This window comes from Lactobacillus sp. (assembly GCF_014803895.1).
The window spans coordinates 68325-92530 of record NZ_JAAVAU010000004.1 but is presented as its reverse complement, the minus strand read 5'-3'; the positions used below and the strand labels follow the sequence as shown (position 1 = coordinate 92530).

The window sequence follows — 24206 nt, the reverse complement described above, 5'->3', positions numbered from 1 at the left end:
TGAATNGTATTNTCNTTNACNTGNGAGTTTGTGCTATCAAGNGNNNNAGAGAGGTTATTTGATANNTTNGTTACCTCNCCTAGTTGNTGANCTTGAGTAGCNANNTTTCTTTGNAAGTGGTCNATNGTCGANTTTAATTCACGNTTNCGNTGNATCTGATATGAGGTNAANTTTTGCTGTTTATCNCCAAAGGTAAGNTTTACATCATACGGCTTAAGTAANTCNATTTCNTTACTTGTCACTTTCCAAAGTTGGTCAGTTANCACATAAGGNTTAATNATNTGNTAGCTGTCNTTTACTTTGTAAGTATCCTTTGGAAGTTCNATNGNATCAACACTAATTTGAGTTANTATCGTATTNTTGTTATTTTTTANCCANTTNTCAGCNGTTTCTTTTAGCTTTTTAGGGTCAGTGATACTATCCCAAANTTTAGTTTTTTCAATGATACCAAATTCTTTTTGAAGTTCGGGAATGTCGATGTAATCTTTACCACCGTTTACACTTGATATATCATAGCGTGGCATTTTACTGTCACCTGAAACGCTGTAAGAGGTTTCAGTCTTCTTGGAGTTCTTATCATCAGCACTACCACCCTCTTTTATTAGTTTTTGAGGGTCTAGCCACGTTCCGTCATTTATAAAGGACTTAGATAGTGCTTGGTCAAAGCCTGCTTTAGTCACACCCACATGGAGGTGGTCAGTTGTTCTAGTACCAATTACAGCCCCTGTTTTAACCGTTTGCCCAACTTTAACTGTAATATTACTTTTACTAGAAAAAGCTTCTTGATAGACGATATTGTAGCCATCTGACGAGTGAAAAAGTACATACCATTTAAGCCCATTAGCCCATGCTATCCGTGTAACGGTTCCTCCGTGAATTGCGTGAATACTACTCCCCGGGTGGTCAACATTTCCAAAGTCTAGCCCATTATGAAAGCCGTTAGTTCTAAACTCTCCACCTGCATGAACTCCAAAGAGTTGCCCTCCGGTAAACTTTCCTTCTCCCACACTAGGAAAAGGCCACCCCCAAGGGTTAGAGGTCTTGTTAATTGCTTGAGTTTTAGTAGAAGTATTAGGAACGCTACTATAACGTCTGGCTCCATTAGGGGACCACGCACGGTATATTTGCCAGCTTTGTACTTCACTACGCCATGTGGAAATATTAAAAAGTGCTATGAGTTGGTCAAAGCCTCGCTTCCATGTGGTATAAGGTGAGCACTGATAGGTCCTGAAAGTTGGTTCAATAAATTGTAATAGTCCTGCACTAGGAATCCCTTTTTTTGCGTTGTCGTCCCAGTTATTAACTACTGTCTCACTACCACCAGATTCACCCTGAATCATATTTTTTATGTTCTGCAAGTCGTTACCTTGCAGAGTTACATTCATTAGTTGTGCTGCATGCTTGATAGCGGGTCCCCAATCTCCATTAATTGCCTTAGTAGCACCTGTTGTTTCGATTTTTTCAATTTCCGTAGTGCTAGTTTGGTCATCCCCTAAGGCTATTTTCTCCGATTTTTGAGATTGACCTAGTGGTATCAGTCGAGTAACCAAATTCGTGGGGTCAACAGTATATTTAACGCTTCTTAAATTCGAAGTTAACTGGATTGGTGAGTTATCGTGTTCTTTACCAATTTTTTTAGTGTAATTTAAAGTGATTCCTTTATCACTATAATTAATCGCTATATGACCACCACTTACTTCAAGAAGTTGTGAATTAATCGCTTCTCTTGTGGTTGGATAGTCAATTTGACGGTACTCATCACCGGTTTTATCGTCAACATCACATGTTTTTAAAGTAATTTTTTTGTAGCTGTCAACCTGTTTATTATGCACATCAAGTAAATACTGCAAGTAGTCTTTAACTTTAATTCCGACCGCGATATTAAAGCGTTGAATACTATCAATTAAATAACTGTCAATACTTTCAAAAATGTATTCTCGTGTAAAAAGCCCTTTGGTATCCATTGACCGGACGGGCTTAAGCGCTCGCCCTCTAAAAATTAAAGTATCATCTTCATATACTTCCACATGTGTTCTGAAAGGCTGAACCGAATTAAAAAGGGGGTTGCCCTCTCCTACGGTTAGTTCTAAGTCGTCAACATCATCAGCTTTAAGTTTTAGCTTTGCACTATTTACATAGCAATCAACCGAATTATCAAAGACTATAAAATTTTCTTTTTTTGCAGGATCTTCATAACCTAAAATTCTATACATTAAAGCATTACCTCACACTTGAACTTAAGCTTTATGGTTCCACTTCCGCTAGCTTGTACTAAGCTTAAACCCACAGGGAGTAGAAGTTTTTCTTTACCGCCCGGTGTTGCTTTAACTTTTTGGTCGTCAATAGTAATATCAAAATCACTACTGCAATCAAAGCTAACCCACACAGGCCGACTACCCCAATTGTTGATCTCGTTAATACCGGTTGAAAGTTTTACTTCTTGCCATTCCCAAGTATCAAAATTAATGTCGTCCCAAATGTCACTGCCTTCATAATTACGCTGAATTGCGAAAGGATAAGCTGTAAATTTTACATTTAAAGTAATTGTTTCATCTTTTTCATCATCATCAGCTTCAACTTCACTACATTTAGCACGCCAGACAAAACCGGGGTTGTGGGTGTCATAAAGTGTCTTAAAACCTGCATACATCAAAGCACGCTTAGCCTCATTTTCTTTAGCCTTGCGGTAATTGTAGTCCCCATCTGAAAGAACAAGCTTATATTTTAATTCTCGATTACTAAAAAAGCGTTGTTCATTAAGTATTGAAAAGTCTTGCAAGCCTTGACTATACGGAATATCGACCGTAATTTCCTTTTCTTGGGGAGTAGGTGCTTCACGACTTTCAAGCCACCAACCACTCGCTATGCTGTCGAATTGGTCAAATTTAATGCCCTCTGTGCTATTTAATAGTGAGTGAGTGTAATTACCCTTAGTAAGATTTTTAAAGCTGTAATCGGGCGAAAATTGCCTTTTAAAGAGTGAAAAAACATTTCTAGTCATTAGCCCCACCTCTCTTCAAGTTCTACCTGACTTCCAAACGTATTATTATATTGCGGTGCAGTCTTACCTACTAAAGTTCCATCATCAAGAATCATAGTTGTGGATTTACCCGCTATTTCTCTTAGTAGTGCATTAGTTTGCAGTGCTAGTTGGCTATCTTGTAAGTCGATTGAAGTAGCAAGGGATGTCCCTATGTCTACATTAGTTAATTTGTTGAACTCGTCCTGTAAATCAGTACCAGATACACTAAGCATTGCCGCTCTTTCAAGCTGTTTAGTAGCATCTTCGACAGCTCCTAATTGACTTAACATACCAAGCGCCAAACCTTCAGGAATGTACTTACCGATGTCATTACGCATTACTCGTGAAGGAGAGTGAATTTGGAAGAAACTTCCAATTCCATCTTTAATCTTGCTACCAATCTGACCTACTACATTACCAATAGCGCCAAACATCGACTGGATCCCGTTGATAAGTCCTTGAATGATGTTTTTACCAATATCAAACAAGTTAACCTTGCTCAAGATGCTCTTAATTGCATCAGCTCCGCCTTGGAAGATACTTTTAGCAGTTTCCCAACCAGTTTTAAAGATATTCTTTAAAGCGTCCATAATTGTGGTAATAATGTTTTTAATCGCATTAAATACTGTTGAAATAATGCTCTTAATTCCATTCCACACAGTGGAAACGATACCTTTAATTGCATTCCAAGCACCTGACCAGTCGCCTTTAATTACAGCTGTAACGGTCTTAATAATTCCTGCAATTACGTTTAAAACCGTACTAATTACAGTTTTAATTGCATTCCAAACGGTGCTTACAATCGTTTTTAACGCATTCCAACCTGCACTAAAAATAGTGCCTAGGATTTGCATCCCCGTTTGTATGTAAGTCTGAATCATCTGCCAATACGTGCTGATAACAGTACTAATAACTGTCCAAACGGTTTGAACCACTGTAACTATAGCGTTCCAAATACCACTGAAGAAGCCGACAAAGCCCTGCCATAGAGTGGTTGTGACTTCTATAATTGTTGTCCATAGCACGGTAAAGAATTCAACTAATCCTTGCCATACAGTTTGTATACCTTCAATTATTGGTGAGAAGAATGCGACCAGTCCTTGCCATACGGTTTGGGCAATTTGAACGATGGCATTCCATAGCACGGTAAAGAATTCAACAAGTTCATTCCAAACGTTCTGCACCCCTTCAATGATAGGTGCCATTTGTGCTAGAAAACTATTCCAAATACCGCTAGCAGTTTCAACAATGCCACTCCATAAGTTAACGAAGAACTCAACAATACCATTCCATGCACTTTTTACCGCATCTACACAGGTAGTAACTACTTGAACAATGCCATTCCAGACAGCCCCTGCCGTTTCTTTAATACTGTTCCAAGCACTGATTAAGAAGCTGACAAAGTCGCTCCACATCTTGCGTCCTGTTTCAGTTTGAGTAAAGAAATAAACAAGTCCAGCAACTACTGCTGCAATCGCTACTGCTAATAAAAGCCAAGGGTTCATACTAAGGACCGCATTAATCGCACTGAAAGCCTTAGCTACAGCATTACCCACAACAGGTATCTTTTGCAGACCGCTAAAAATAGTATTAATGTTTCCGCCTGCCGTTTTTAAAGTACTGATTGCGCTTGTTACATCAGTGATTGCACCTGATACCACACTTAGGCCTTTGAATGCTGCAATGAAAGCTAAAACTCCAATTGCAAAGCTTTGGAAACCTTTATTAGCTGCTAACTTCATAGCAAAATCAAGTATTTTTTGTAGTGTCGGCATAGCACTATTTACAGCACCAGTTATACCTTCAAAGGCTGTTCTTACAGTGGGTGTAATTGCTTGTAAAACACCACCTAAACCTTTTAATGCTTGCTCTGCTTTCGACCCCATAGCCGAAATCATTTCAGCTATCGACAAGCCAGTTACATCTTGAACAAATTTGTTCAGCGCTTCAATCATGGAAGCAACCCCACGAACAACAGCGGTTTTTGCATTCTGCATGCTCGTTCCAAAACCAGCTGTGGAATCTTGAGCTATTTTTTGCAAGCTTTTAAGACCTCCACCGCCATTTTTATCAAGATTAATTAAAGCATCTTGAAAGTCCTCAACGCTAATTTCTCCAGAGGATAACCCGTCTTGAAGTTCCCCTGTGGTCATCTTCATTTGTTTAGCAATCGCATTAAGTGCTGGCCCCATTCCGGAGTTCATCATGGAAATCCAAGTTTGACCGTCGACTTTACCATTAGCAAAGGCTTGCGAAAGCTGAATCGTAGCATTATTCACATCAGCAGTCGACCCACCAAAGCCTAAGATAGCGTCATTCAAAGCACTCCATACTTTTTGGCTTTTTCCTAAATCTTGAGTAGAAGCCGCCATAATCTGCACGCCACTTACTGCATCATCTAAGGCTGTTGGAAGTCCTTGGATAGATTTTTGTAGCCCGTTCATTGCAGACTTAGTTTGATTGGTTGCAAAGCCCATATTAGAAAACGCCCGAGTAGAATTATTAAGCGTATCAATACGTTTAACCGCATCTCCTACACTGCTTTTTATAACATCAAAGGCTTTACCTGCCACTTGCACTAGTCCAAAGGCACTAGCCATGCTTTTAACGCTGCCAACAATGCCAGAAGACGATTGACCTACCTTAGAAGACGCTGAATTTGCGCTGTTAGTCATATCAGCCATTGACTGCATGGCGCTATTCATCGTCTTAGAGAAACTTTGGTCAACAGCACTAAGGATAGCTTCCACACTGTATTGTTCTGCCATGATTTACCTCCTCTCTCTCATTTTTCTAAATTCTGCTTCACGCTGTGCATATAGCCATGCTTTGCTTTGCTTAGTCTTAGTTTTGGAGGTAAATTCTTGCTCAAAGTTAGATCGCACACTGTCGATAGCTTCTTGTGTATCAAAGAAATCCTTAAAAGTCGTATATTTAGGCTTAGGGTTCTTACTGCTACCAGTAGTTGCCTGCACGCCTTGATTAAACCACGCCCCCAGAGCTAGCATTTCTTGATCCTTGACTTGCTTTAATTGATATGCTTCAAGCCTTAAGTAGTATTCTTTAAGCGTCATGCGCTCAATATCTTTTATGTCATGAAAGCCCAAATAAGCTAAAGCGTTAAGTAAAATAGTTCGATATGCTACTTTACTTGGTTCTGGCTTATCTAGGCCGTGGCGTTTTTTACTGAAAGTTGCACCACTGTGGATTTTTCAAGTTCTTCTTCCACAGCTGAGAAAAGTTTTTCTAGCGTATTAATATCTAAGCTTTCTAAGTAAGAATCGCAATTTTCTAAGCTAGGGCGCTTTTTTGCTTCATAACTTGCAGCATAAAGCACCATACTTAAAGCTGACGCATCATAAGCTTTAAGTGCAGGAATTGTTTTAATTAAACCAAAACCTAAGCTAATGGTTTGGCCACCAGCTTGCGCTCTAATCCCTGCGATTTTATCTAGCTCTCTGACAAAACGAACACCAAAATGTAAATCCACTTTGGTATTATCGACAGTAATTTGCATAGTTACCTCCTAAAATATAGAAAAATATCACATATGATGTATATTTTGTGTAAGGTCATGTAACCTTTATGTAACGTTTTTAAATGGTAAAAAACCTTGTGGCTCTAAGGTTATGTAACGTATGTAGCGTATGTAGGATACCCAAGAACCTATTCTTTATATATATATTTATTTATTTATTTAAAAAAGAATACATAGTATACATAAGAGAAAGCTTAAGCCTTACTGCTCCAACGGGTTTAGGTGGTTCGCTAAACCTTGCATAAACTTTACATGCAGTATACATACCTTACATATTAAAAACTCAACTCTCTATCGGTGTTTTCATTAAAAGCTGTTCCCTCGCCTGTTTGGTCGTCTTCGGTAAGTTTTTTAACTCCACGGAATACATAATCGATTTCGGCTTCTTTATCATCACTCAAAGCAAGCCATCCCTTTTGTGGGGTTCCTTTACCAGTGATAGTAATTGATCGAGTAGCCACATCGTCAGTATCAGCGCTCAAATTATTTTCACTAACCACGCCTTGAGTGTAGTAGCCTAAATATTCTCCGCTTTCGTTTTTGATTTGGTGGTTAATTCTCCAAACTTCCACAGGGAGGTTTTTATTAATTGCACGGTCTAAATCTGCTGTTAAAGGACTGACAGTGTCAGCACATTCAAAATTAAGCTCTGTTTCCATTCCACCCCCTGTGGTAATGGAACCAGATTTTGTTGTTTTGGTATCGCTATCACGACTTCTGTTAAATTCGCCACTATCTTCCCAAGGAATTAAGTGAGCGTCTTCTGTGCTGTCGTTTTCTAAAATTCGAAAGTAAGTAATCCAATTAATTCCTTGGACTGCTTCTGGTAATTTTGCCATAACTATTTTTTCCTTTCTAAAAAATAATTAATTTATTGCAAAGAAAATGACAGAGTAAGAATACCATGCTCTAAAATGGTATCTTCTACGCTGTCATCTTCTAAAATTCTGTTATCTACTAAATTACTTCTGCCAGCAAACTTATAGTTCGCTGTTTTAATTCCTTTAAAAGTAAGTCGTGTTAAATCATGCATGATTTCATCAACTTGCTTTATTTGTTTATCAGACCCCCACACATGAATAGTCTGATAAAGTGTAGCCCCCATCATTACCTTGTAAGGTCTGTTTGAAGTTTGCTGTTCTCCAACAACCACAAATGGATAAGGGGCGTTCTCATTTTTTAAAGGCAAGTGAGTACAAACACTGTACCCTTGTACCATGCAATGCTTAAAAATAGCATCGCGTAACTCTAAACTCGGTGAAATCATTTCATCACTTTCTTTAAGTCACTAAGAAAAGTAGCCGTTTGTTTGATGAAAGCTGGTCTTAAGGTCGGGCGTGGATGCATATAGCGTGTGCCATACTCCAGATAACCAAAGTATTTCACATTAGGACTAAAAGACCCCACATGTGCTGTCAAACCGTCAACGGTATACTTATCAGCAATTGACCCTTCCAAGTGTCCCTGTGGATCTTTCCAAATTTTTCCTACGCCTTTCTCCCATGCCCAATGTCCGGTGTATTGGTCTTTCATGTTCTTTTTGACTTCACGAGCCAATGCAGAACCATTTTTCTTGACGACTAACTTAATTGCTTTCATATTTTGGGCATCTTTTAGATCAACTCTAAGTTCTTTCAGCCCCCGCATTTTGATTGTTCGCAATATCTTCACCTACAATCAGTGTATATCCCTTAAGTGGCGTGCGTTGTGTTTGCATTCTATAGTGTGTATCACTGTTATCAATCGTTAGATAATCAAAAACGGTGTGTAAGGGATGCAATAAACGCACTACCTTAGCTTGTTTTACATAGTTCCCTAGCAGTTCTTGACTGCGATTAGTCCCCATATCAGTAACATTAGCCATGTCCTCATGAACTACTTTTACATCATCCGCAAACTCATGTGCATCTGGATCATAGAAGCTATCACTACGATAAAATTTAACTTTGTGCGTCATTCTCATTGTTATCATGTTCTTTCATTCGATAAGGGTTATAAAAATGAACTAACACGCCGGTATCGTTATTATCTTGCTTCCATTCGTCCAAGTCGTCTAAAAATTCGTCAAAATCATTAGCACTAAAAGTGATACTTTCGCCTTCTTGCGTGTATTGACTCATACCCTCGTTTTTAAGCTTGTTATAGCGCTTTACACAAACTTGTAAGGGAATATAAGACATTTCACTAGGGAAATCTTCATCACTCTTTAAACCCAACTTAAAGCGAGTTTGAAGCACTGTATTGTGGATGATAAGCTTTAAAACATCGTCCATGTCACTCTCTTTAAGCTGCAACATGGTTTTTAATTCATCTAAGCTTACCGGCTCATCCATGGTTATTCACCTTGGTTACTACCAGATGGGGTGTTTGAATTATTGCCTTCACTGATAGTAGTTTCAATAATGCCATCAGTACGTTCTGGGAACATCACCATACCATTAACAATTACAGTTTGATAAGTTAAGTTTTCATTTACGGCATTATGAGTTACACCAATCAAGCCAGTTTCATCGGTAGTAAAGTTAAATGCACGATTTAAAGCACCACCATTGACGTTAGCGTAAGCTAAGTTGATGTTTTCACTTGGAGTTGCGTAAATCTTACCTTGTGGGATTGCAGTGTTCATGACCACTTTACTAAAGCCCATGAAATCTTTAATGTAATTCAAGCCGAATGCCGTTTGTGTAGTCAATTCTGCCTTAGCTAAGTAATCATAAAAATCGATTGGATTGATGAAAAGAACAGGTTCTACATCATAGTCTTCCCATTGAACTGCCATTTGTCCCAAGGTCTTAGCAATACCAGCCTTGAAAGTGTCTGCAGTTGCTGTAGTAGTACCGGTTAAGCCAGTCATAAAGCCAAAGAAATCTGTTTTCAAGCCCTTTTGAATTTCTCTTAAAAGCTTATTATCAGTTTCAGTAACTGCTTCTTCAAAGCCATTAGCTTGAATTGATTCTGCGGTGGTTAATTTACGATACTTTCCATAGTCAAGGGTAACAGTCTTAGCTAACTTCTTAGTTACCTTGCTTAATGGAATAGTTTCGCCTTCACCCACAGATTTGTTAGCCTTGGTAACTTCAGATTTGTAAATCTTGATTTGGTTACCTTGACTCATTGAGGTTAAGCGGGCAATACCCAAAGCTTCTTGAAGTTTCTTGATATTGTCATTAAAGCGTTCCCTGAAATCAATGGAAATGTTGACTAAATCTGCTGCCATGTTTGTATTTGAATCTACTGCCATTTTATTTTTCTCCTATCTAGTTAAATAAATCTCGGTGTTCTCCAATCGCTTTTAACCGTGCATTAGTGTCTTTAATGCCCATGATTTCTTTTTTAGTCATGGTGTTATTTTTTACAACTGGAGTTTTACCTTTTCTAAAATCTTCACGAACTTCATTTTTGATGCGCTTTACTAAGTCAGATACCAATTTCACATTGTCCTGTGTAGTTTTCGCATCATCGGTTACAACCAAGCTAAGCTCATCACTAGTTAAAGAAACGTCTTCATCTTTAAGCATTTGGCACGCTTGATCTCGCATTTCATACTTAGCAAGCTTGGATTGTGCATCACTTGCTACTTGCTTTGCTTGTTTTAATTCGTATTCGTTCTTTTGGTCACGGTTCATCTTAGCAAGCTTAGTAGCCTCATCTTTAGCTGCAGTAATCTTTTCTGCTTGGTCTTTACGTTCACGCTCTATGCGTTTCTTAATCATTTCATTTACTTGATCTTGAGTGAAAGTCTTTTCAGTTTCTCCCACACTTGATTGTTCTTGTTTTTCTTCTGCCATTTTACATACCTCACTTTTAAAGTTAGCGGTTCAACTCTCTACTCATGATTTCTTTTAAGCCTGTATCAAGGAAAAAGGCAATAAAAAACAGCTAACCACGTTGTGATTAACTGCTTAGAGTTAATTATTTAAATACTGGAAGCCAGTCTCTAACTTCTTTAAAAACTTTATAGGCTTTTTTCATCATTGAATTTTCAGCTAAGTATTGGAGTCCATCACTTGTTACTTCAATATTTTCTAAGCCTATTAAAATATTTCCCATCTTTGTAGGATGGAATTTAATACCTTTAATATAACCGTCATTTGATAACATTTTTAAAGTTTGAATAAATTGCACCTTAGATATCTTGAATGTAGAAGGCTGCAAAATATCCACGTTCATAACAGTATTTAAGATAACTTAAGATTTTATATGCTATTGAAAAATAATCATTATTAGCCATATTATGCCTCAAATATATCTAATATCCTTGTTAGGATTATTTTTACCTTCAACACCTGGATATACTATTTTGTGAACTTGATTATTAAAGTAATCCAATTCTGCCAAATATCCCATAGCTACAGCTTTTTTTACTTCTTCATCATTAAAGTGATAAAAATCTTTCATCGCCTCAAGTCGCTCGGGAATAAGTTTTTCCGTTTCTTTAATGATTTTCTCGGTCTGTTCTTCAGTAAAAGGTGATTTTAAAAAGCCATATTTATAATCTTTGTAATGGTTCAATGTTCTAGCTATTCCATAGTCCAAGCCATCGACATCTTTAAAGAACCAATTATATAACCAAAACATATTTTTATATCCAAAGAGAACATTGTGATATGTCTCGGAAATAGCTAATACTTGTAATTTTGCCATAATAATCACCATCCTTTTACTTAAGTATATTAAGAACTAAGCTTTCTTATCTTGTATGGGATATCCATTTTTTCTAATTCTGAAATTAAACTTTTTGCCTTAATATTTTCAGGGATTTCTACAAATGCAATATCTTTTGCAGTAACTTTACCATGTATTTGTGCCTCAACATAAGGAGGTTTTCTAAAATCATCAGTCATATCATCAATGGTTTTGTATTTATCCATAAAGTGAATATTATCTTCTTCAAAAATGTCATACATAGACCACAATTTGCGTCCACTGCCTCCAACAGGTGCTATATAGGTTGGACTTTCTTCACCAATTTTTGCAGCCTTCCAAGTATCCACACTTTCAATTGATGAAAAACCTTTCGCCAAACTATCTCCTATTGTATAAGTGGTTCTATCTTTAATATTTTTATTAAAGTGAACTGCGATTTCTCCATAATTTCTAGCAGTTCTAGGATAATATGAGCTTTGCTTACCAATTCTGCCATATAAGGCAAAATCTTCAGGTGGTCTCTTCATATATTCTTCATACATTTCTTCACTTTCATCAGTAAAAATTTTCCATTCAACGTTTCTGCGTGTTTGAGTATCTAAGAAACCACCTGAACTATTTGTTTCTAATTGATTTTTAAAACCATCCTTTAAAACTTTTTTCAGGTTGACCGGTTCAATGTACATTTGAATATCGTTTTCTTTACTACTAATCATCTCATTAAGCTTAGCAAATTGAGATTTCATTTCTTTAGTAGCTTTATTCAAACGTTCTTTACTTAACGGTCTATATGACATATCTTCAGCTGCTAAATAATGATCCCATTCTTCAGTTAGATAATCCTTAATGCCTTTATCTAAAAGACCCGGTAAATCTACTTTCTTTAAGTCATCTAATTCCTTAGGTGCCTCACTATTTTCAGGCTCTTTAATAAACTCATCAAGCACATCATCGCTCATGTAAGAACTGATTGAACAACGGCAATTAGGGTGTGTATCTAAAGGGATGCGAGGCACATCTTTTAAATCATATACACCAAGTTCATCTTCACCAGGATATTTATGATCTGCGTATTTTTGACAAATCTTACAAGCGTTACGTTCGGCAAAATACCAAGCTTGTGTAAAACCGTTGTCTTTAATTGCATTATACTGCACATCATACTGCACCCGAGAACTCTCAGTTCTGGCAATTCTTTCAGTAACATAAGTGGCATTTTTAACCGTACTTGCTACTTGGTCTTTAAGCTTGCGGGCTAAAACACGTGGATGTTCTCCTGTGACAAAACCAGTAGTTAAAACTCTGTCTAGATTTGCCTTTAAAGTATCCTGTGACCTCCACAATCTGCTTGACCATGTTGCCCCTGCCATACTCTGCATCACTATGCTTTGTGTGGTGTAACTAGCCTTAAAATCATAATCAGGCAAAAATTTACCAAGTAAACCAGCTTGTCTTTTTTGCTCTGCAATGACTTCGTTAGTAAGCCGTTCTCGCAAATCGTCGCTGATATCCATCGTTACATGAGTTAAATATGCACCAGTCATACTTTTAAGATATTCAAGCCGATTAATGCGCATAGTAGCATTGTAAATCTTCATTCTAAGATTTTCTTCATCGGTGAAATCCTTTAAAGTTACCTTTTTGCCACTCTTACGGATTTCTTCAGCACGTTTGACTAGTTTTTCTGCTTCAGCTTCAAACCGTTCGATATCGCCAGTAGTAACATCTTTCATCATCTGACTATAGTTTGTGCCAGTCTTAGCATTTAAGCGGCTAACTTCACGATCTATCAAGTCATCAATATCATTGATTACATTGCGATATCGTTTTTCTATTAAAGTGTCAAAATTTACATCTGCTTCATCTTGCTGTTCTTGCCACTTTTTTTCTTGGGCTAAACGCTGCTTCCAGTAACTACTTGCCATTTAAGTCACTGTCCGTTGCATTTAGTGCTATCTTAAGCTGGTCTTGCTTTTCTTGATTGACTCTATCCAGTTCACTTTGTGGATCATCTACAATTGACAGCACACTAAGAAGGGTTTCATCACTAACAATGCCTTTAAGACTTGCGGCAATTGATGCTTCATTTGACAAGTTAGCCGGAATGTTACGGGTAAATTTAAATTTTAGCTGACTCCAATCGTCTTCAGGTACTTCTACATTGGTGATAGGACTGAAAATAATTTTATAAAGCTTTTTAAGGGCTGATTTAAACTTACGTTCCTTATTCATGGCACGGTTTTCCATGTTCATAAGCTTGTATCTAATCGCTACCCCCGAAACATTGCCACCAAAAGCTTCATCACGTAAATCTGGAATACCGGTGTTTTGATGGATAGCATCAGTTAAGTGTTTAATCATGTGTTCTTCTAGGTTGTCACCATCTGGACGCTGTAGAAAGCCAATTTTGAGGTCTTTAGCGTCTGGACCTGCTGCATTAATAAAGCGATTTTGGCGCATTTTTGCTAGGTCCTTTTCATCGACCTTAGCCCCTAAAAGATACATATAACACTCTGCAATGTAGTTGATGTTATCCAGTTTTTGACTCAGTGTATCATCAAGCGCATCGATGAGGCTTAAAGTGCCTGCTCCATATAAGCTTTGGCGTTCTGTAGTCTCATAAAATTCTATTGCCGGCACTTGGTTATACACGTTGATACCATCTTTAAGATTGTTATTATCAAATTGATGATCATAAATTTCGCCGTTGATAACATCCACAACATGGTTAGCATAGTAGACTGTAGCAAGTAGCATCCCTTCACTATTTTTGCCATACGTCACAAAGCAGATAGGCTTTTGACTCACTGTATTGTCATAAACCATAAAGCTATGCGTAGGCTTAGCCACTGCTAAGCATGTGTTACCATCATCATCTTGATAAGCAAACAAATAGGAACGGCCATATACATCAACCTGCTTAGACAATTCGCTAAGCTTATCATAAATTGATGCTTCACCGTTCCATTTTTGTAGTGCATTGTTTGCACTATCATCATCAAGTGCAATTTTAGGCTCAATACCTGTAAAAAAACCGTTGTAAGTATCTACTAAGTATTTTGGTACATTATCAACAATTTTTACTGGCTCACCATTTACGCCGTTAGGCTTGTTTAAAATGGCGTGTTTACCAACATAGTAATTCATATACTTGTGGTATTTTCTAGATAAAACTCTGTTTTTGTTAATGAAATCCATTACATCATAAGCTGTGAGTTCTTCACCTTTAGGGTAAGTAAATACCCCGTTTTTCAAAACTTGGGTTTTCATTACCCCTACTCCTATCTAAAATAAATCGTTACTCATAAATTCAATATTATCGTGTGAACGTTGATTGTAAACTGCATATCTAGTAGCGTCCATCACATCATCATTGCGTTTAAAAGGTTCACCAGTAATTGGATTCCATGTATACTGGTAAATTTCATCTAGAAACAATCTAACACCCTGTTTAACGACTCTAAACTTATCACTAGTTATTTTCTTACCAACTGCTTCCACACCTGGCATTACAGCTTTTTTAGCATTTCTAGCATTCAGTCCTGCTTCTTGAAAAGTACCCACATACTCAGGTCGGGCACTATCACACCAGAAATTTATATCACCATACTGTTCTTGAAGTTCTAAAGCTCGGTTTTTCCACCAATCGATATACTTATGAATTTCGGTAATTTCTTTAATTAGGTAAGTAATCCCCGTGTGAGGGTCGTCACCTAAAAGCACTATCGACCCATTGTGTCCTTCAGCGAATCCCCAGTCAACACCAGCATAATACATTAAATTTTCTGGAAGTTCGCTTTCATCTACCATCATAACAACCTTATCAAAGTCGCTATATACCAAGCCTTCACCCATAGCCCATAAACCTAAGATATCACGATCATAAAAAACACCTTTCGGGGTTTGGGCTTTGAAAGACTGCACATAATCCTGTGAAAGGACAGTATTATCGTCAATCGTAAAACTAAAAGTTTTGATACGGGCTTTAGGATCGTGATTATCAATGTAATCAACTTTTAGCCAGTGTTGAGGATTATCTGGGTTAGTATCACAAATAACTCTGCTTCCCTCTACACTACAGCGGGAAAGGATTTCTTGAAAAACTTCCTTCACTGCTAGGGATGCTTCGTTTACATAAGCAAAATAAGCAGTCATACCACGAATAGAACTCATACCTTTCAAATTACCAGTATAGCTAGGTACAATATCCACACCCCATAGGCTGTAGTGACCGTGCCGGTCTGCTTTTAAACTAATGCCAAATTGATTTTCGATAGCTGCGATAACGTTGTTATAAATCGTGTTACTACTAAATCCAGCCAGAATTACTTGCGGGTGCGGGTCTTTATTCTTTTTGGCAAGTTTTGCCACCCGTCGCAGCTCAAGGAGGAAAATAAAGTTGTTAAGGTAAGTTTTACCGGACCGCTTAGCACCAGCTAAAATCAACATCTTCCAATCATCGTGCAAATAACTATATAGTACGTCACTTTGCTTAGTCGTTAGAATACTCATCGTTCACACTCTGTGTCACTTTATCAAGCAATTCATTAAGCTTAGCGTTATCATCACTGGTCAAAGCTTCCATAGCCTTCACTTTAGCACGCGTTAAAGCTGTTTCTGCTCTAATCTTATCTAGCTTAGCGGCAGCAATTGGATCAGTTGGGTATCTCTTAAGCAGTTCCTTAGCTGCACTTAATCTATCACTAGCTTTAACCGGAACATTCGGTATTATTACTCCCCTCGGAGTAGTAACCGTTTCTGTTTCTTGCCCAGAAAAAACACGAGTTAAGTAAGCAAGTACTTCTTGGGCACTAGCTATCTTATGTTCGCTTTCTTCGTTCATTCTGTCGTTGATATAAGCTTGAATTGAGGGCTTTTTTAGGGTTTTGTGTGCTTCCACACTTATGGATTGCTTACCCATGTTTTTTGTGGAGTAAGCCAAAGTATAAGCCTGTGTAGCATTGCCACTCTTTAAATATTCATCACAAAATTTTTGTTGTTTTGGTGTTAGTTTCACACATCACTCACCTCTTTTACATACATGTAGGAATCAAAAAAAGCCGACATATTAATGCCGACTTAGAAAAATGACTGTTTGAGGAATCGAACCCCAAACAGCCTAAGAAAGAGATTTTTTGTTATCCAAAAACTTCACATTACTATAATACAACGTTTTTTACTCTCATTTCGGACATCTTAGGGACATCTTTTTTAATAAAAGCCCATTGCATCTGCAATTTTACCGAAAAATGCTGTTCTTTTGCGTCTGCATTGCCTTTCACTAAGGTTCACCGCTTTTGCCACTCCGTCCATTGTCAAATCGCCTTTTATATAAAGTCGTTCAATGATTTCATGAGTTTCATCATCACAGCGATTGAGAAAAAAACTAACTGTTTGTCTACTTTCTTTTAAGAAATTAAGGCTTGCATCATCAGCTAAGGTAACCGCCATATTTTCAACGCCTCGGTCTACTTTACTCCCTTTACCTCCGCCAACATTTTCATCAACACTAGAAATAGGTGGACGCATAATTGCACGCTCACGAGCATCAATATAGCCTGGAACTCGGTTATACTCTTGCAAGATATGTCTTACATAATTAAAAACTTCTTTTTTCATTCATGCTCACCCTTATAATCTGGAAAACCAAAACCAACTAACTTATTTTTAACAATCTTTAATGCGTCATCTGTGCTTCTAGCAATGCCGTGGATAATGTGGTGCCTCGTCAACATTTTGTGAAAGCTTATCTGATCTGGTCGTATCCGTCCTCCTGGTCGCTTTACTTCAATAAAAAAAGCTTTACCATCTGACCAACGAAAACCACTTAAGTCAAAGTACCCATTTGGCACACCTGTTGTGACCCAGCGCTTATCAATTGTGTACCATTTGCCCACATTTATGCGAAAGACTGTGCAACTGCTAGTAGATAAAGCAATTTGGATTTTTGATTGAATATCATGTTCGCTTTCAGTCATCATTAACATCTCCAAATGCATGGTTAAAACTTCACATCGTCATAAGTTGCGCTGCACCATGGGCAAAAACTTGGAATTTCTTTTTCAAGCAATGAAAAATCTTTATTACAGCAGGCGCAATGGTAAAATCCTTGCAAATAAGCAACGGATACATTAAAGAAGTCTGCTAATGCTTGCCACGTTTCTGACTTAGGAATTCGTTTTTCATTTTCGTATCGACTTAGTGTGTTATCACGCATTTTTAAGGCTTCACCAAGCGCTTTTAAGGTAAGATTTTCTTTTTTTCGTAATTCTTTTATTCGATTCATCCCTAAGCTCCCTCGTAATACTCAATTAAAGCTTGCTCAATGACTTTGCCCACGCTACTTAAGTGCTGCTTAGATACATCAGCCAAAATGTAGTTCATTACTCGTTTAGGGATATGAATAGTTGGCTTTATCTTATACACGCTCGTTTCGTCACTATGACCAGCAAAACGCAACTTCCCTTTTACTTCGCCATCACCTGCGATTAATAAATCCAAATCCATTGCTTCCACACTTAGAGATTGAAGTGGTGTGGAATTTAAAATCGTTTTCTTAAGTTCATATTTAAGTTTTTCATTGTCTTTAACGTCCATAATTGGTATACCTCCTATGTGACACTTCATAAGTCTTACAATCTGTTGGCATGTGACGGAATGTGTGACACTATTGTGACATTTTGTGATGCTATTTGTGACACTTTCCTTTCTTACTCTCCCAACGGTTTAATCTAACTTTTATACCATTTGTGATACTTTTCTTTTAATAAATATATAAATAAAAAGAAAAAAAGAGTATATAGAGAGGTAGATTTAAAAAAAGAAGTGTCATTACGTATGTTATTAATGGCTCAAATACTGTTATATCAGTATTTTTAAGTATTACACTAACCATCACATTCTTGTCACTAACCATCACATTCTTGTCACTATTTAATCCATGGAGCTTTTGGATAGTCTACATGAATACGTAATCCTACAAATTGTGTACCTAATCTAGTGTGCTTGCTTTCAAATTTATCTTTCATCTTTTGCGAAAATTTTCTGTGTGACAAAGTGTAATTGCCATTTTCACCGCACCAATTCTTATACTTGCGATATAAATCGCTGGAGTTGACATAGTAATTTTCATCCACATCACAGCATTCATCGATAAATTGCTGAGTTTCGTCCATTTCTCCTTTGTAGCCTTCAGTTGCATCGATAACAGCTCGTGGAGGCTCTAACCCTTCACGTTGCCAAGCTAAACACCCTTCAATCATCCAATTTAGAATCGCTGCTTTTTCACTCAAAAGTTTATCTAGTAAGTGCTTATCTACCTGATCTAGAGAAATCTGTACTAAAAATGGGATGATTTTTAATCTGCGCCAAATACCCAAGTCGATTCCTCGGATATATGGCAAGTGATTAGTAGCCATTAAAATCTTAAATTGCGGGGTAAATTCAAAATCTTTACCATACAAGAAACGTGCTACAATGCGATCCCCACCGGTCAGCTGTTTGATTAACCCTTCATTTAAACTATTGCCCTCATTGCCTTCACTGGTGATTGCTACCCTAGCACTTTCTAATCGGGCAATTTCAGGGTTAGGCTTACCAATATCGCTACTTTTCATCATTAAATTTTCAATATTAATAGTTCTGGCATAGCTGCCCATAATGGCTTGAACGACACTTAAAAAGACACTTTTACCATTTCGACCATTACCGTAAAGCATCCACATACTCTGCTCAGCGATAGACCCAGTAAGTGTGTAGCCCAGCACTTTTTGCATATAATGAATCAATTCCTCATCGCCATTAAATATTTGATTTAAGAAATTAATCCACATCGGACATTGTGCAGAAGTGGTATACTCACTATTTGCCATCAAGCTCATCAGCTTTTTAGCATTGTGATTCTTCAGTTCGCCCGTAGTTAAATCTACATAGCCGGATTCTGTATTTAATAGCATCTTGTCACGGTCAAACTCACCATGTTTTATAGCCACATGGTGTTTTACTTCGTCAAGCATTGCCTTTTTACCCTTATTAGAACGCGTTTTAGAGATAAATTTTTCCCATTTTTCTCTAGCTTTTTGTTCTTGCTTTTCGTCTAAACTAGGGTCAATTGGTAAAGGCTCTTTAAGCATGTACTGGGGTACCATGTCTGCAGCTTTTTCAATTAGGCCACTTTCATCAGACTCCCAGTAGTTGCCGTTATAGCAAAACCAATTTTTATCAGTATAAGAATACTTGAACTTTTTACCGAACAAATTAATAAATCGTTCGGCATTTCCCATATCATCTTGGCTGAAATGAGTCGGCTTTTTATCACTCTTTAACTTGCTAAAATCATAGGGCTTTTCTTTTCCTTCACTATAAATTTCTTGAGTTTCAGCAATAGCCTTATTAAGTAAGCTTTTTCCGTAAGTAGTCTCGCCCCGGCGGGTATCATACTTTTCACGCATAAGACTGGAATTTCTAAAAATGGTATCCATTTTAGTGAAATCTTTGCCAGTCCAAAATGCCAGGTCATTAGCAAATGCCATATCTGCCTCGCTTTGACTATTGTAAAAGCTTTCCCACCCACCCTTCATAAAAAGCTCAAAGCGCTTGCCAGTACGGCTTGCTTCAGCTTTTTTAATAATTTCAGGAACACTTAAATCAATTGGTTTTAAATCCACACTAGGATTTATTGGAATGACTTTGTCTTTACCAAAGCAAAATTCATAAAGTTCTTTATTTTCAGTTTCATTAAGTGATATTATTTCAGGCTTTTCTTGAATTGTGTTACCAGTTAGGGCGAAAAATCGCCCCTTTTCATACATTTCAAAATTGCCTTTTCTTCTATGCTTACCGGGAATTTTTCCTTTAAAAATTGCATGGATACCTTTACCAGATAAAGAAATTTCCAAGTAAGTATTTTTAGTTAATGTTCGGATTTTGTTAACTAAGTTGCTTGGGTCACTATCACCATTACGCCATCTATCTAAGTCTTCATCTATGTGATCAATGTCTAACCCAACATAGCCATTAGCAAAATAAAAAGCTAAACCGTCTGCATTGTCCCATTTATTTAACCCAGCTAGTGCTTCATCAAAGCTGCACCAAGTGGAAGAGTCATTACTTTTACCTGGCGAACCATCATAGGAATTGATGGGGATTTTTGTGTATTTTTGGCGTTCTTCAACCCATATTTTGTGGAAGTTCCCCCACTGCTTTAAATTTTTAAGTTCCGTAGGTATTTTTTCGTAAGCCATAGTTAACCTCCTACTTCATAATTAAAGGCACCATTACAGTGCCTTCTAGCCATTTACTAGAATGGCAAGTCATTATCATTCACTTCAACATCTGCAATGTTGCTATCCTTGAAAGGATCTTCTTGCAGTGGATAATCAGTTTTATAAAAGTTGTTAGGCCACACACGGTTTCGCTGTGTAGTTTTACCTTGATAAGTATTATCTTCAACTTTTACAAATGCACGAACTGGTTTATTTTGAAGCAACTCACTAAATTGGTCCCAACTAGCGATTTCTGTACCTACAGGTATACCAGCTGCAGTCATGACATTTGATAAGTCTTCATCACTGTATTCGCCAGTATCTCTGCGCTTATAGATACTTACATAAACGTTTCGATTATGATATTTACCATTAGTTTCCTTAAGCTTATCCACATTATCTAAGTCCTTACGAACTTTCAAAGTGATGTTGATGTACTCAGTACCACCTTTAGTTGCATCCAAGCCTGCCTTAGTAATAACACATTCGTAGTTACCTTCAGGTAATGGCTTGTAATCTTGCTTTTCTGTTTCCTTAACTGTAAATAAACCCATTTTTTACTCCTTTTTATTTAATCCAGCCTCTAGCCTTAGCTTGATAAAAAATCCACCCAGTTTTATAGTGATTTTCTTTAGCATAGTTTTTTAAATCATCAATGTTTTCAAAGTGTGGTTTTGGACGTTTTACCTTAAAAATCTTACTAAGCTTGGCTTTTTTATTAATTTCTATTTCTTGTTTTCGTTCTTTAAGTTCAAACCCGCAAATAGGGCAAATCTTTACACCACTTTTTACAACTGCAAAGCAGTGTGGGCATGTTTGCACATGTACAGTATTTGGTGATTGCTTGCGTTTTGCTTGCTTAGTGATATCTCGTAAGGTCCACTTGTGGGCATCATCTGGTAACCCATGTCGGAAACAATTCCCAACTTGATCGATAATGATGGCATTTTTATTTTTTTGATATCTCATACACCGCATAGCTTGCTGTAAATACACCACCAAACTCATGGTAGGCCTTAGTAAAACAACACAACTACAATCAGGAACATCAAAACCCTCAGAAATTAAATTCACATTACATAAAATTTGAATCTTACTGGTTTTAAAGTCTTGCATAATTTGCTCCCGTTTTTCAGCAGGCGTTTTACTATCCACATGAATTGCGTTAATTCCAGCATCTTGAAAGGCTTTAGCTACTTTTTTAGAAAACCACACTGCATGGCAATAGATGATAGTTTTCTGATGCTTAGCCTTATCCTTCCAATTTTCTACAATGTCACCATAGATAACTTGCTTTGCCATGTTATCCATACTTTTTTGTGTATAGTCACCTGTAGAAGACCTTTTAAGTTGGTTAGTGTCTAAGCCTTTATAGCTATATAAGGTATAAGGGGCTAGGTGGTCATTTTCAATCAACCACTTAACACTCTTACCCACAATCATGTCATCATAAACATCATGTAACCCCTTGCCACTTAACCTAACTGGTGTGGCAGTGAAGCCTAAGCGTGGTACATCCTTGTAGTAGTCGTAAATCTTGCGGTAAGTCTTAGCTAAGCTATGGTGCGTTTCATCTGTAATGATTAGTGTAGGTTTGGCTATCTTACCTAGCCTATTTGCAATTTTGCCTACAGTCATAATGGCTGTATGGCTTAAATCCACACCTTGCTTTATAAAGGTATTTTTAATCTGTTCTACCAATTCTTTGCGGTGAACCATAAATAATACTTGGTTGCCTTTTAAAGCGGCTAGACGTGCAATTTCAGCAATCACTACTGATTTACCGCTTCCCGGTGCGCTCACGATAAGCACCGAGCGATTACCACTTGCTAAGCTATTTCTTGCCCTATCTACTAAGTTTTGTTGATAGTCAAATAGCTTATACATCTTTTGAATTGTTTTCATGAGCTTTTTGGATATCCAAAACTAACTTGGAAGTAAGACCTAAATTTTGAATATACTTGCCATTAACTCGTTCGTAAAATTTATCATTTTCATCTAGGAAAGCACCAACAAATGAAACAATTTCACCCTTTTTAGCTGCTTTTAAAGCTGTCTTCAAAAATTCAATCACATCTTGTTTATTCATCATCTTCACCATCGCTATCAAAAAGTGAATCTAGAAACAATTTCTTGAAAGTTTCCTTACTTTTTAACTCACGGCGTTGGTCTTGAATGTTGTTAATAATGTATTGAGGCAAAGCAAATAAATCAACTTCATTGCCTAATGACAGAGTATTAACCTTATCATCACAGATATAAGCCATAACAATAGATTTAACTTCTTTTTCTTTAATGTCTTGTAAAGCTTCTTCTAAAGCCTCAATGATTTTTTGCTTCTTTTCCATCTGTATTTTCTCCCTTAAATAGTTCTTCTACCTTGCATGCCTTGCGGTTATCCAACTGATTTTTAGCAAAAATCGAGTTAGTAGGTGCTAACCATACACCACGTTGACCGCTTTTTGGGTTGATTGATAAGCGCCCAACTTGTAAAGCTAAGCCCATTACGTTCATAAGAATCGGTTTTCTAATCTGTGGATATGACCTAGTAAAAGATTGTCCACTACTTTCTTCTACATATTGATCGGTAGTTTCCCAAGCCGTGATTAAGACTTGCTTATTCCAGGCTTTCATATATCGGATTAAGTCCAATTCAAAAAACTGCAATTGTTGATAATTCTGAATGCCAGGAACTCCATGGTTATTACCTTTTTTACCGTATTCAGTTAAAACCGCATTTTCCAATTCTGAAATGTTGTCTAGTGCAAAACTATCGTAATCGTCTAAGTAATTTTCCTGTACTTCCTGTAAGAGTTTAGGCAACTCTTCCCTAATAGAATTAGGATTTACTTGGACAATATCAATATTTGGAAGTCCTTTTAAAACGCTACTAGTACCATCAATATCAAATACCAACTTTTTACCTGGCATATATTGAATTGTAGAAGTTTTACCAAGTCCAGGATTGCCGTACAAAATCCGCAATGCACTAGGTTTTTTAATATCCTCGGCATGTATTACTTGCATTATTCGTACCCCCATCTATATCCATAAGCAGTTGGTCGTCTTTCACCTCTCTTTGAAGCGCTAAATCACGGATATCTGCTTTAACTTCTTTCACCGCTTGCCGAACTACAAGCCCCCACAACTCCTGTGAGTTATCTGGACTCCGACCAGCTAAGGGCTTTTCAAACTTGTTTAAGTAATTGATTGCTTTTTGATAGGTGCCTTTATTAAGTGCTTGAGTCTTAAGCTTTGACTTCATGACTTCCACACTTTTTAGTGCCCCATCATACCAAGAAGTAAATTCTGCTTGAAATTCGTCTTTTTTCATGATCCCATGTACTCCACATCGTAATTTTCTAATACATAGTCTTTGCAAGAGTCTTCAACCGAAAATTCCGGTTGATCGAATAGATAGGTTAAAATTTCGGTTAACTTATCTAATTGCTTAGTCTCTATGTACTTATCACATAATTTAGTAACAAAATTCACAAAATCGTTCTTGCCTTCTAGTACACGAAAATGTGCTTGGTTATCGTAAGTCAAAATGTAAACATCTTGGCCACGATATTCTTCAATTAATTTGCGGTTTCTTTTGAATAGTGCCGCCTTGTATTGCTTATCTGTAAGCATTTGTGGTATCCTTTCTACATAAGAGTTTTAGTTTGCAAGTTCTTGTGAAAGCTTGCCTCGTATTCATCCACAATAATTGTGTGGATGTCATAAGCGTTGC

At 37.2% G+C, this 24206-nt stretch carries 29 protein-coding genes and 1 pseudogene (1 of these 30 only partly in view); all 30 read right to left on the bottom strand.

Annotated elements, in window-relative coordinates; translation table 11 throughout:
* Positions 1 to 2213, bottom strand: a pseudogene (locus HDR40_RS02060) (phage tail protein) (it extends 148 nt beyond the left edge of the window).
* Entirely contained in the window at positions 2213 to 3001 is a 789-nt protein-coding gene (locus HDR40_RS02055) for a hypothetical protein (protein WP_290626032.1), read from the bottom strand. The pseudogene HDR40_RS02060 and the gene HDR40_RS02055 overlap by 1 nt, the downstream one beginning before the upstream one ends.
* Positions 3001 to 5790 carry a tape measure protein gene (locus HDR40_RS02050; RefSeq protein ID WP_290626029.1) on the bottom strand — a complete coding sequence of 930 codons (2790 nt, stop codon included), beginning with the start codon at positions 5788 to 5790 and terminating at the stop codon, positions 3001 to 3003. The genes HDR40_RS02055 and HDR40_RS02050 overlap by 1 nt, the downstream gene beginning before the upstream one ends.
* A 3-nt stretch (positions 5791 to 5793) precedes the next feature.
* Positions 5794 to 6096: a hypothetical protein gene (locus HDR40_RS02045; protein WP_290626027.1), complete on the bottom strand. Its 303-nt coding sequence runs from the start codon at positions 6094 to 6096 to the stop codon at positions 5794 to 5796.
* A gap of 92 nt (positions 6097 to 6188) precedes the next feature.
* Positions 6189 to 6539 carry a tail assembly chaperone gene (locus HDR40_RS02040; RefSeq protein WP_290626025.1) on the bottom strand — a complete coding sequence of 117 codons (351 nt, stop codon included), beginning with the start codon at positions 6537 to 6539 and terminating at the stop codon, positions 6189 to 6191.
* Between the two features lie 296 nt (positions 6540 to 6835).
* Complete coding sequence (locus HDR40_RS02035) at positions 6836 to 7399, bottom strand: phage major tail protein, TP901-1 family (RefSeq protein ID WP_290626023.1); 564 nt, start codon at positions 7397 to 7399, stop codon at positions 6836 to 6838.
* A gap of 32 nt (positions 7400 to 7431) precedes the next feature.
* Positions 7432 to 7827: a hypothetical protein gene (locus HDR40_RS02030; RefSeq protein WP_290626021.1), complete on the bottom strand. Its 396-nt coding sequence runs from the start codon at positions 7825 to 7827 to the stop codon at positions 7432 to 7434.
* Positions 7824 to 8222, bottom strand: coding sequence for a hypothetical protein (locus HDR40_RS02025; protein WP_290626019.1), 399 nt, complete (start codon positions 8220 to 8222; stop codon positions 7824 to 7826). Before HDR40_RS02025 ends, HDR40_RS02030 begins: the two co-directional genes overlap by 4 nt.
* On the bottom strand, positions 8185 to 8517 hold the full coding sequence (locus HDR40_RS02020) for a hypothetical protein (protein ID WP_290626017.1): 333 nt from the start codon (positions 8515 to 8517) through the stop codon (positions 8185 to 8187). Before HDR40_RS02020 ends, HDR40_RS02025 begins: the two co-directional genes overlap by 38 nt.
* Positions 8501 to 8899 carry a phage head-tail connector protein gene (locus HDR40_RS02015; RefSeq protein ID WP_290626087.1) on the bottom strand — a complete coding sequence of 133 codons (399 nt, stop codon included), beginning with the start codon at positions 8897 to 8899 and terminating at the stop codon, positions 8501 to 8503. The genes HDR40_RS02020 and HDR40_RS02015 overlap by 17 nt, the downstream gene beginning before the upstream one ends.
* Positions 8896 to 9801 carry a hypothetical protein gene (locus HDR40_RS02010; RefSeq protein WP_290626015.1) on the bottom strand — a complete coding sequence of 302 codons (906 nt, stop codon included), beginning with the start codon at positions 9799 to 9801 and terminating at the stop codon, positions 8896 to 8898. Before HDR40_RS02010 ends, HDR40_RS02015 begins: the two co-directional genes overlap by 4 nt.
* A gap of 16 nt (positions 9802 to 9817) precedes the next feature.
* Positions 9818 to 10348, bottom strand: a complete 531-nt coding sequence (locus tag HDR40_RS02005) for a DUF4355 domain-containing protein (RefSeq protein WP_290626013.1) — start codon at positions 10346 to 10348, stop codon at positions 9818 to 9820.
* Positions 10349 to 10472: 124 nt separating this feature from the next.
* Positions 10473 to 10685 carry a YjcQ family protein gene (locus HDR40_RS02000; protein WP_290626011.1) on the bottom strand — a complete coding sequence of 71 codons (213 nt, stop codon included), beginning with the start codon at positions 10683 to 10685 and terminating at the stop codon, positions 10473 to 10475.
* Positions 10686 to 10799: 114 nt separating this feature from the next.
* Positions 10800 to 11204: a hypothetical protein gene (locus HDR40_RS01995; protein WP_290626009.1), complete on the bottom strand. Its 405-nt coding sequence runs from the start codon at positions 11202 to 11204 to the stop codon at positions 10800 to 10802.
* A 29-nt stretch (positions 11205 to 11233) separates the two neighbouring features.
* Positions 11234 to 13132 (bottom strand): hypothetical protein, encoded by a 1899-nt coding sequence (locus HDR40_RS01990; protein WP_290626007.1) that lies wholly within the window; start codon positions 13130 to 13132, stop codon positions 11234 to 11236.
* The gene (locus HDR40_RS01985; protein ID WP_290626005.1) at positions 13122 to 14477 is read right to left on the bottom strand and encodes a phage portal protein; all 1356 of its coding nucleotides are present in this window, start codon (positions 14475 to 14477) and stop codon (positions 13122 to 13124) included. Before HDR40_RS01985 ends, HDR40_RS01990 begins: the two co-directional genes overlap by 11 nt.
* A 15-nt stretch (positions 14478 to 14492) precedes the next feature.
* A complete protein-coding gene (locus tag HDR40_RS01980) occupies positions 14493 to 15719 on the bottom strand; it encodes a PBSX family phage terminase large subunit (protein ID WP_290626003.1) in 1227 nt (408 codons plus the stop codon).
* Positions 15700 to 16224 (bottom strand): terminase small subunit, encoded by a 525-nt coding sequence (locus HDR40_RS01975; RefSeq protein ID WP_290626001.1) that lies wholly within the window; start codon positions 16222 to 16224, stop codon positions 15700 to 15702. Before HDR40_RS01975 ends, HDR40_RS01980 begins: the two co-directional genes overlap by 20 nt.
* Positions 16225 to 16418: 194 nt before the next feature.
* A complete protein-coding gene (locus tag HDR40_RS01970; protein WP_290625999.1) occupies positions 16419 to 16826 on the bottom strand; it encodes a hypothetical protein in 408 nt (135 codons plus the stop codon).
* Positions 16823 to 17185 carry a VRR-NUC domain-containing protein gene (locus HDR40_RS01965; RefSeq protein WP_290626085.1) on the bottom strand — a complete coding sequence of 121 codons (363 nt, stop codon included), beginning with the start codon at positions 17183 to 17185 and terminating at the stop codon, positions 16823 to 16825. Before HDR40_RS01965 ends, HDR40_RS01970 begins: the two co-directional genes overlap by 4 nt.
* Positions 17186 to 17208: 23 nt before the next feature.
* On the bottom strand, positions 17209 to 17493 hold the full coding sequence (locus HDR40_RS01960; RefSeq protein ID WP_290625997.1) for a helix-turn-helix transcriptional regulator: 285 nt from the start codon (positions 17491 to 17493) through the stop codon (positions 17209 to 17211).
* A gap of 2 nt (positions 17494 to 17495) precedes the next feature.
* Positions 17496 to 17804, bottom strand: coding sequence for a hypothetical protein (locus HDR40_RS01955; RefSeq protein ID WP_290625995.1), 309 nt, complete (start codon positions 17802 to 17804; stop codon positions 17496 to 17498).
* A 332-nt stretch (positions 17805 to 18136) separates the two neighbouring features.
* Entirely contained in the window at positions 18137 to 20449 is a 2313-nt protein-coding gene (locus HDR40_RS01950) for a phage/plasmid primase, P4 family (protein ID WP_290625993.1), read from the bottom strand.
* 56 nt (positions 20450 to 20505) lie between these two features.
* Positions 20506 to 21024 (bottom strand): DUF669 domain-containing protein, encoded by a 519-nt coding sequence (locus HDR40_RS01945; RefSeq protein WP_290625991.1) that lies wholly within the window; start codon positions 21022 to 21024, stop codon positions 20506 to 20508.
* A 13-nt stretch (positions 21025 to 21037) separates the two neighbouring features.
* Positions 21038 to 22357 carry a DEAD/DEAH box helicase family protein gene (locus HDR40_RS01940; protein WP_290626083.1) on the bottom strand — a complete coding sequence of 440 codons (1320 nt, stop codon included), beginning with the start codon at positions 22355 to 22357 and terminating at the stop codon, positions 21038 to 21040.
* Positions 22350 to 22562, bottom strand: coding sequence for a hypothetical protein (locus HDR40_RS01935; RefSeq protein ID WP_290625989.1), 213 nt, complete (start codon positions 22560 to 22562; stop codon positions 22350 to 22352). The genes HDR40_RS01940 and HDR40_RS01935 overlap by 8 nt, the downstream gene beginning before the upstream one ends.
* Positions 22552 to 22818, bottom strand: coding sequence for a hypothetical protein (locus HDR40_RS01930; RefSeq protein WP_290625987.1), 267 nt, complete (start codon positions 22816 to 22818; stop codon positions 22552 to 22554). Before HDR40_RS01930 ends, HDR40_RS01935 begins: the two co-directional genes overlap by 11 nt.
* Positions 22793 to 23497, bottom strand: a complete 705-nt coding sequence (locus HDR40_RS01925) for an AAA family ATPase (RefSeq protein WP_290625985.1) — start codon at positions 23495 to 23497, stop codon at positions 22793 to 22795. Before HDR40_RS01925 ends, HDR40_RS01930 begins: the two co-directional genes overlap by 26 nt.
* On the bottom strand, positions 23469 to 23804 hold the full coding sequence (locus tag HDR40_RS01920; RefSeq protein ID WP_290625983.1) for a hypothetical protein: 336 nt from the start codon (positions 23802 to 23804) through the stop codon (positions 23469 to 23471). The genes HDR40_RS01925 and HDR40_RS01920 overlap by 29 nt, the downstream gene beginning before the upstream one ends.
* Positions 23801 to 24106 (bottom strand): hypothetical protein, encoded by a 306-nt coding sequence (locus HDR40_RS01915; RefSeq protein ID WP_290625981.1) that lies wholly within the window; start codon positions 24104 to 24106, stop codon positions 23801 to 23803. The genes HDR40_RS01920 and HDR40_RS01915 overlap by 4 nt, the downstream gene beginning before the upstream one ends.
* Between the last annotated feature and the right edge of the window lie 100 nt (positions 24107 to 24206).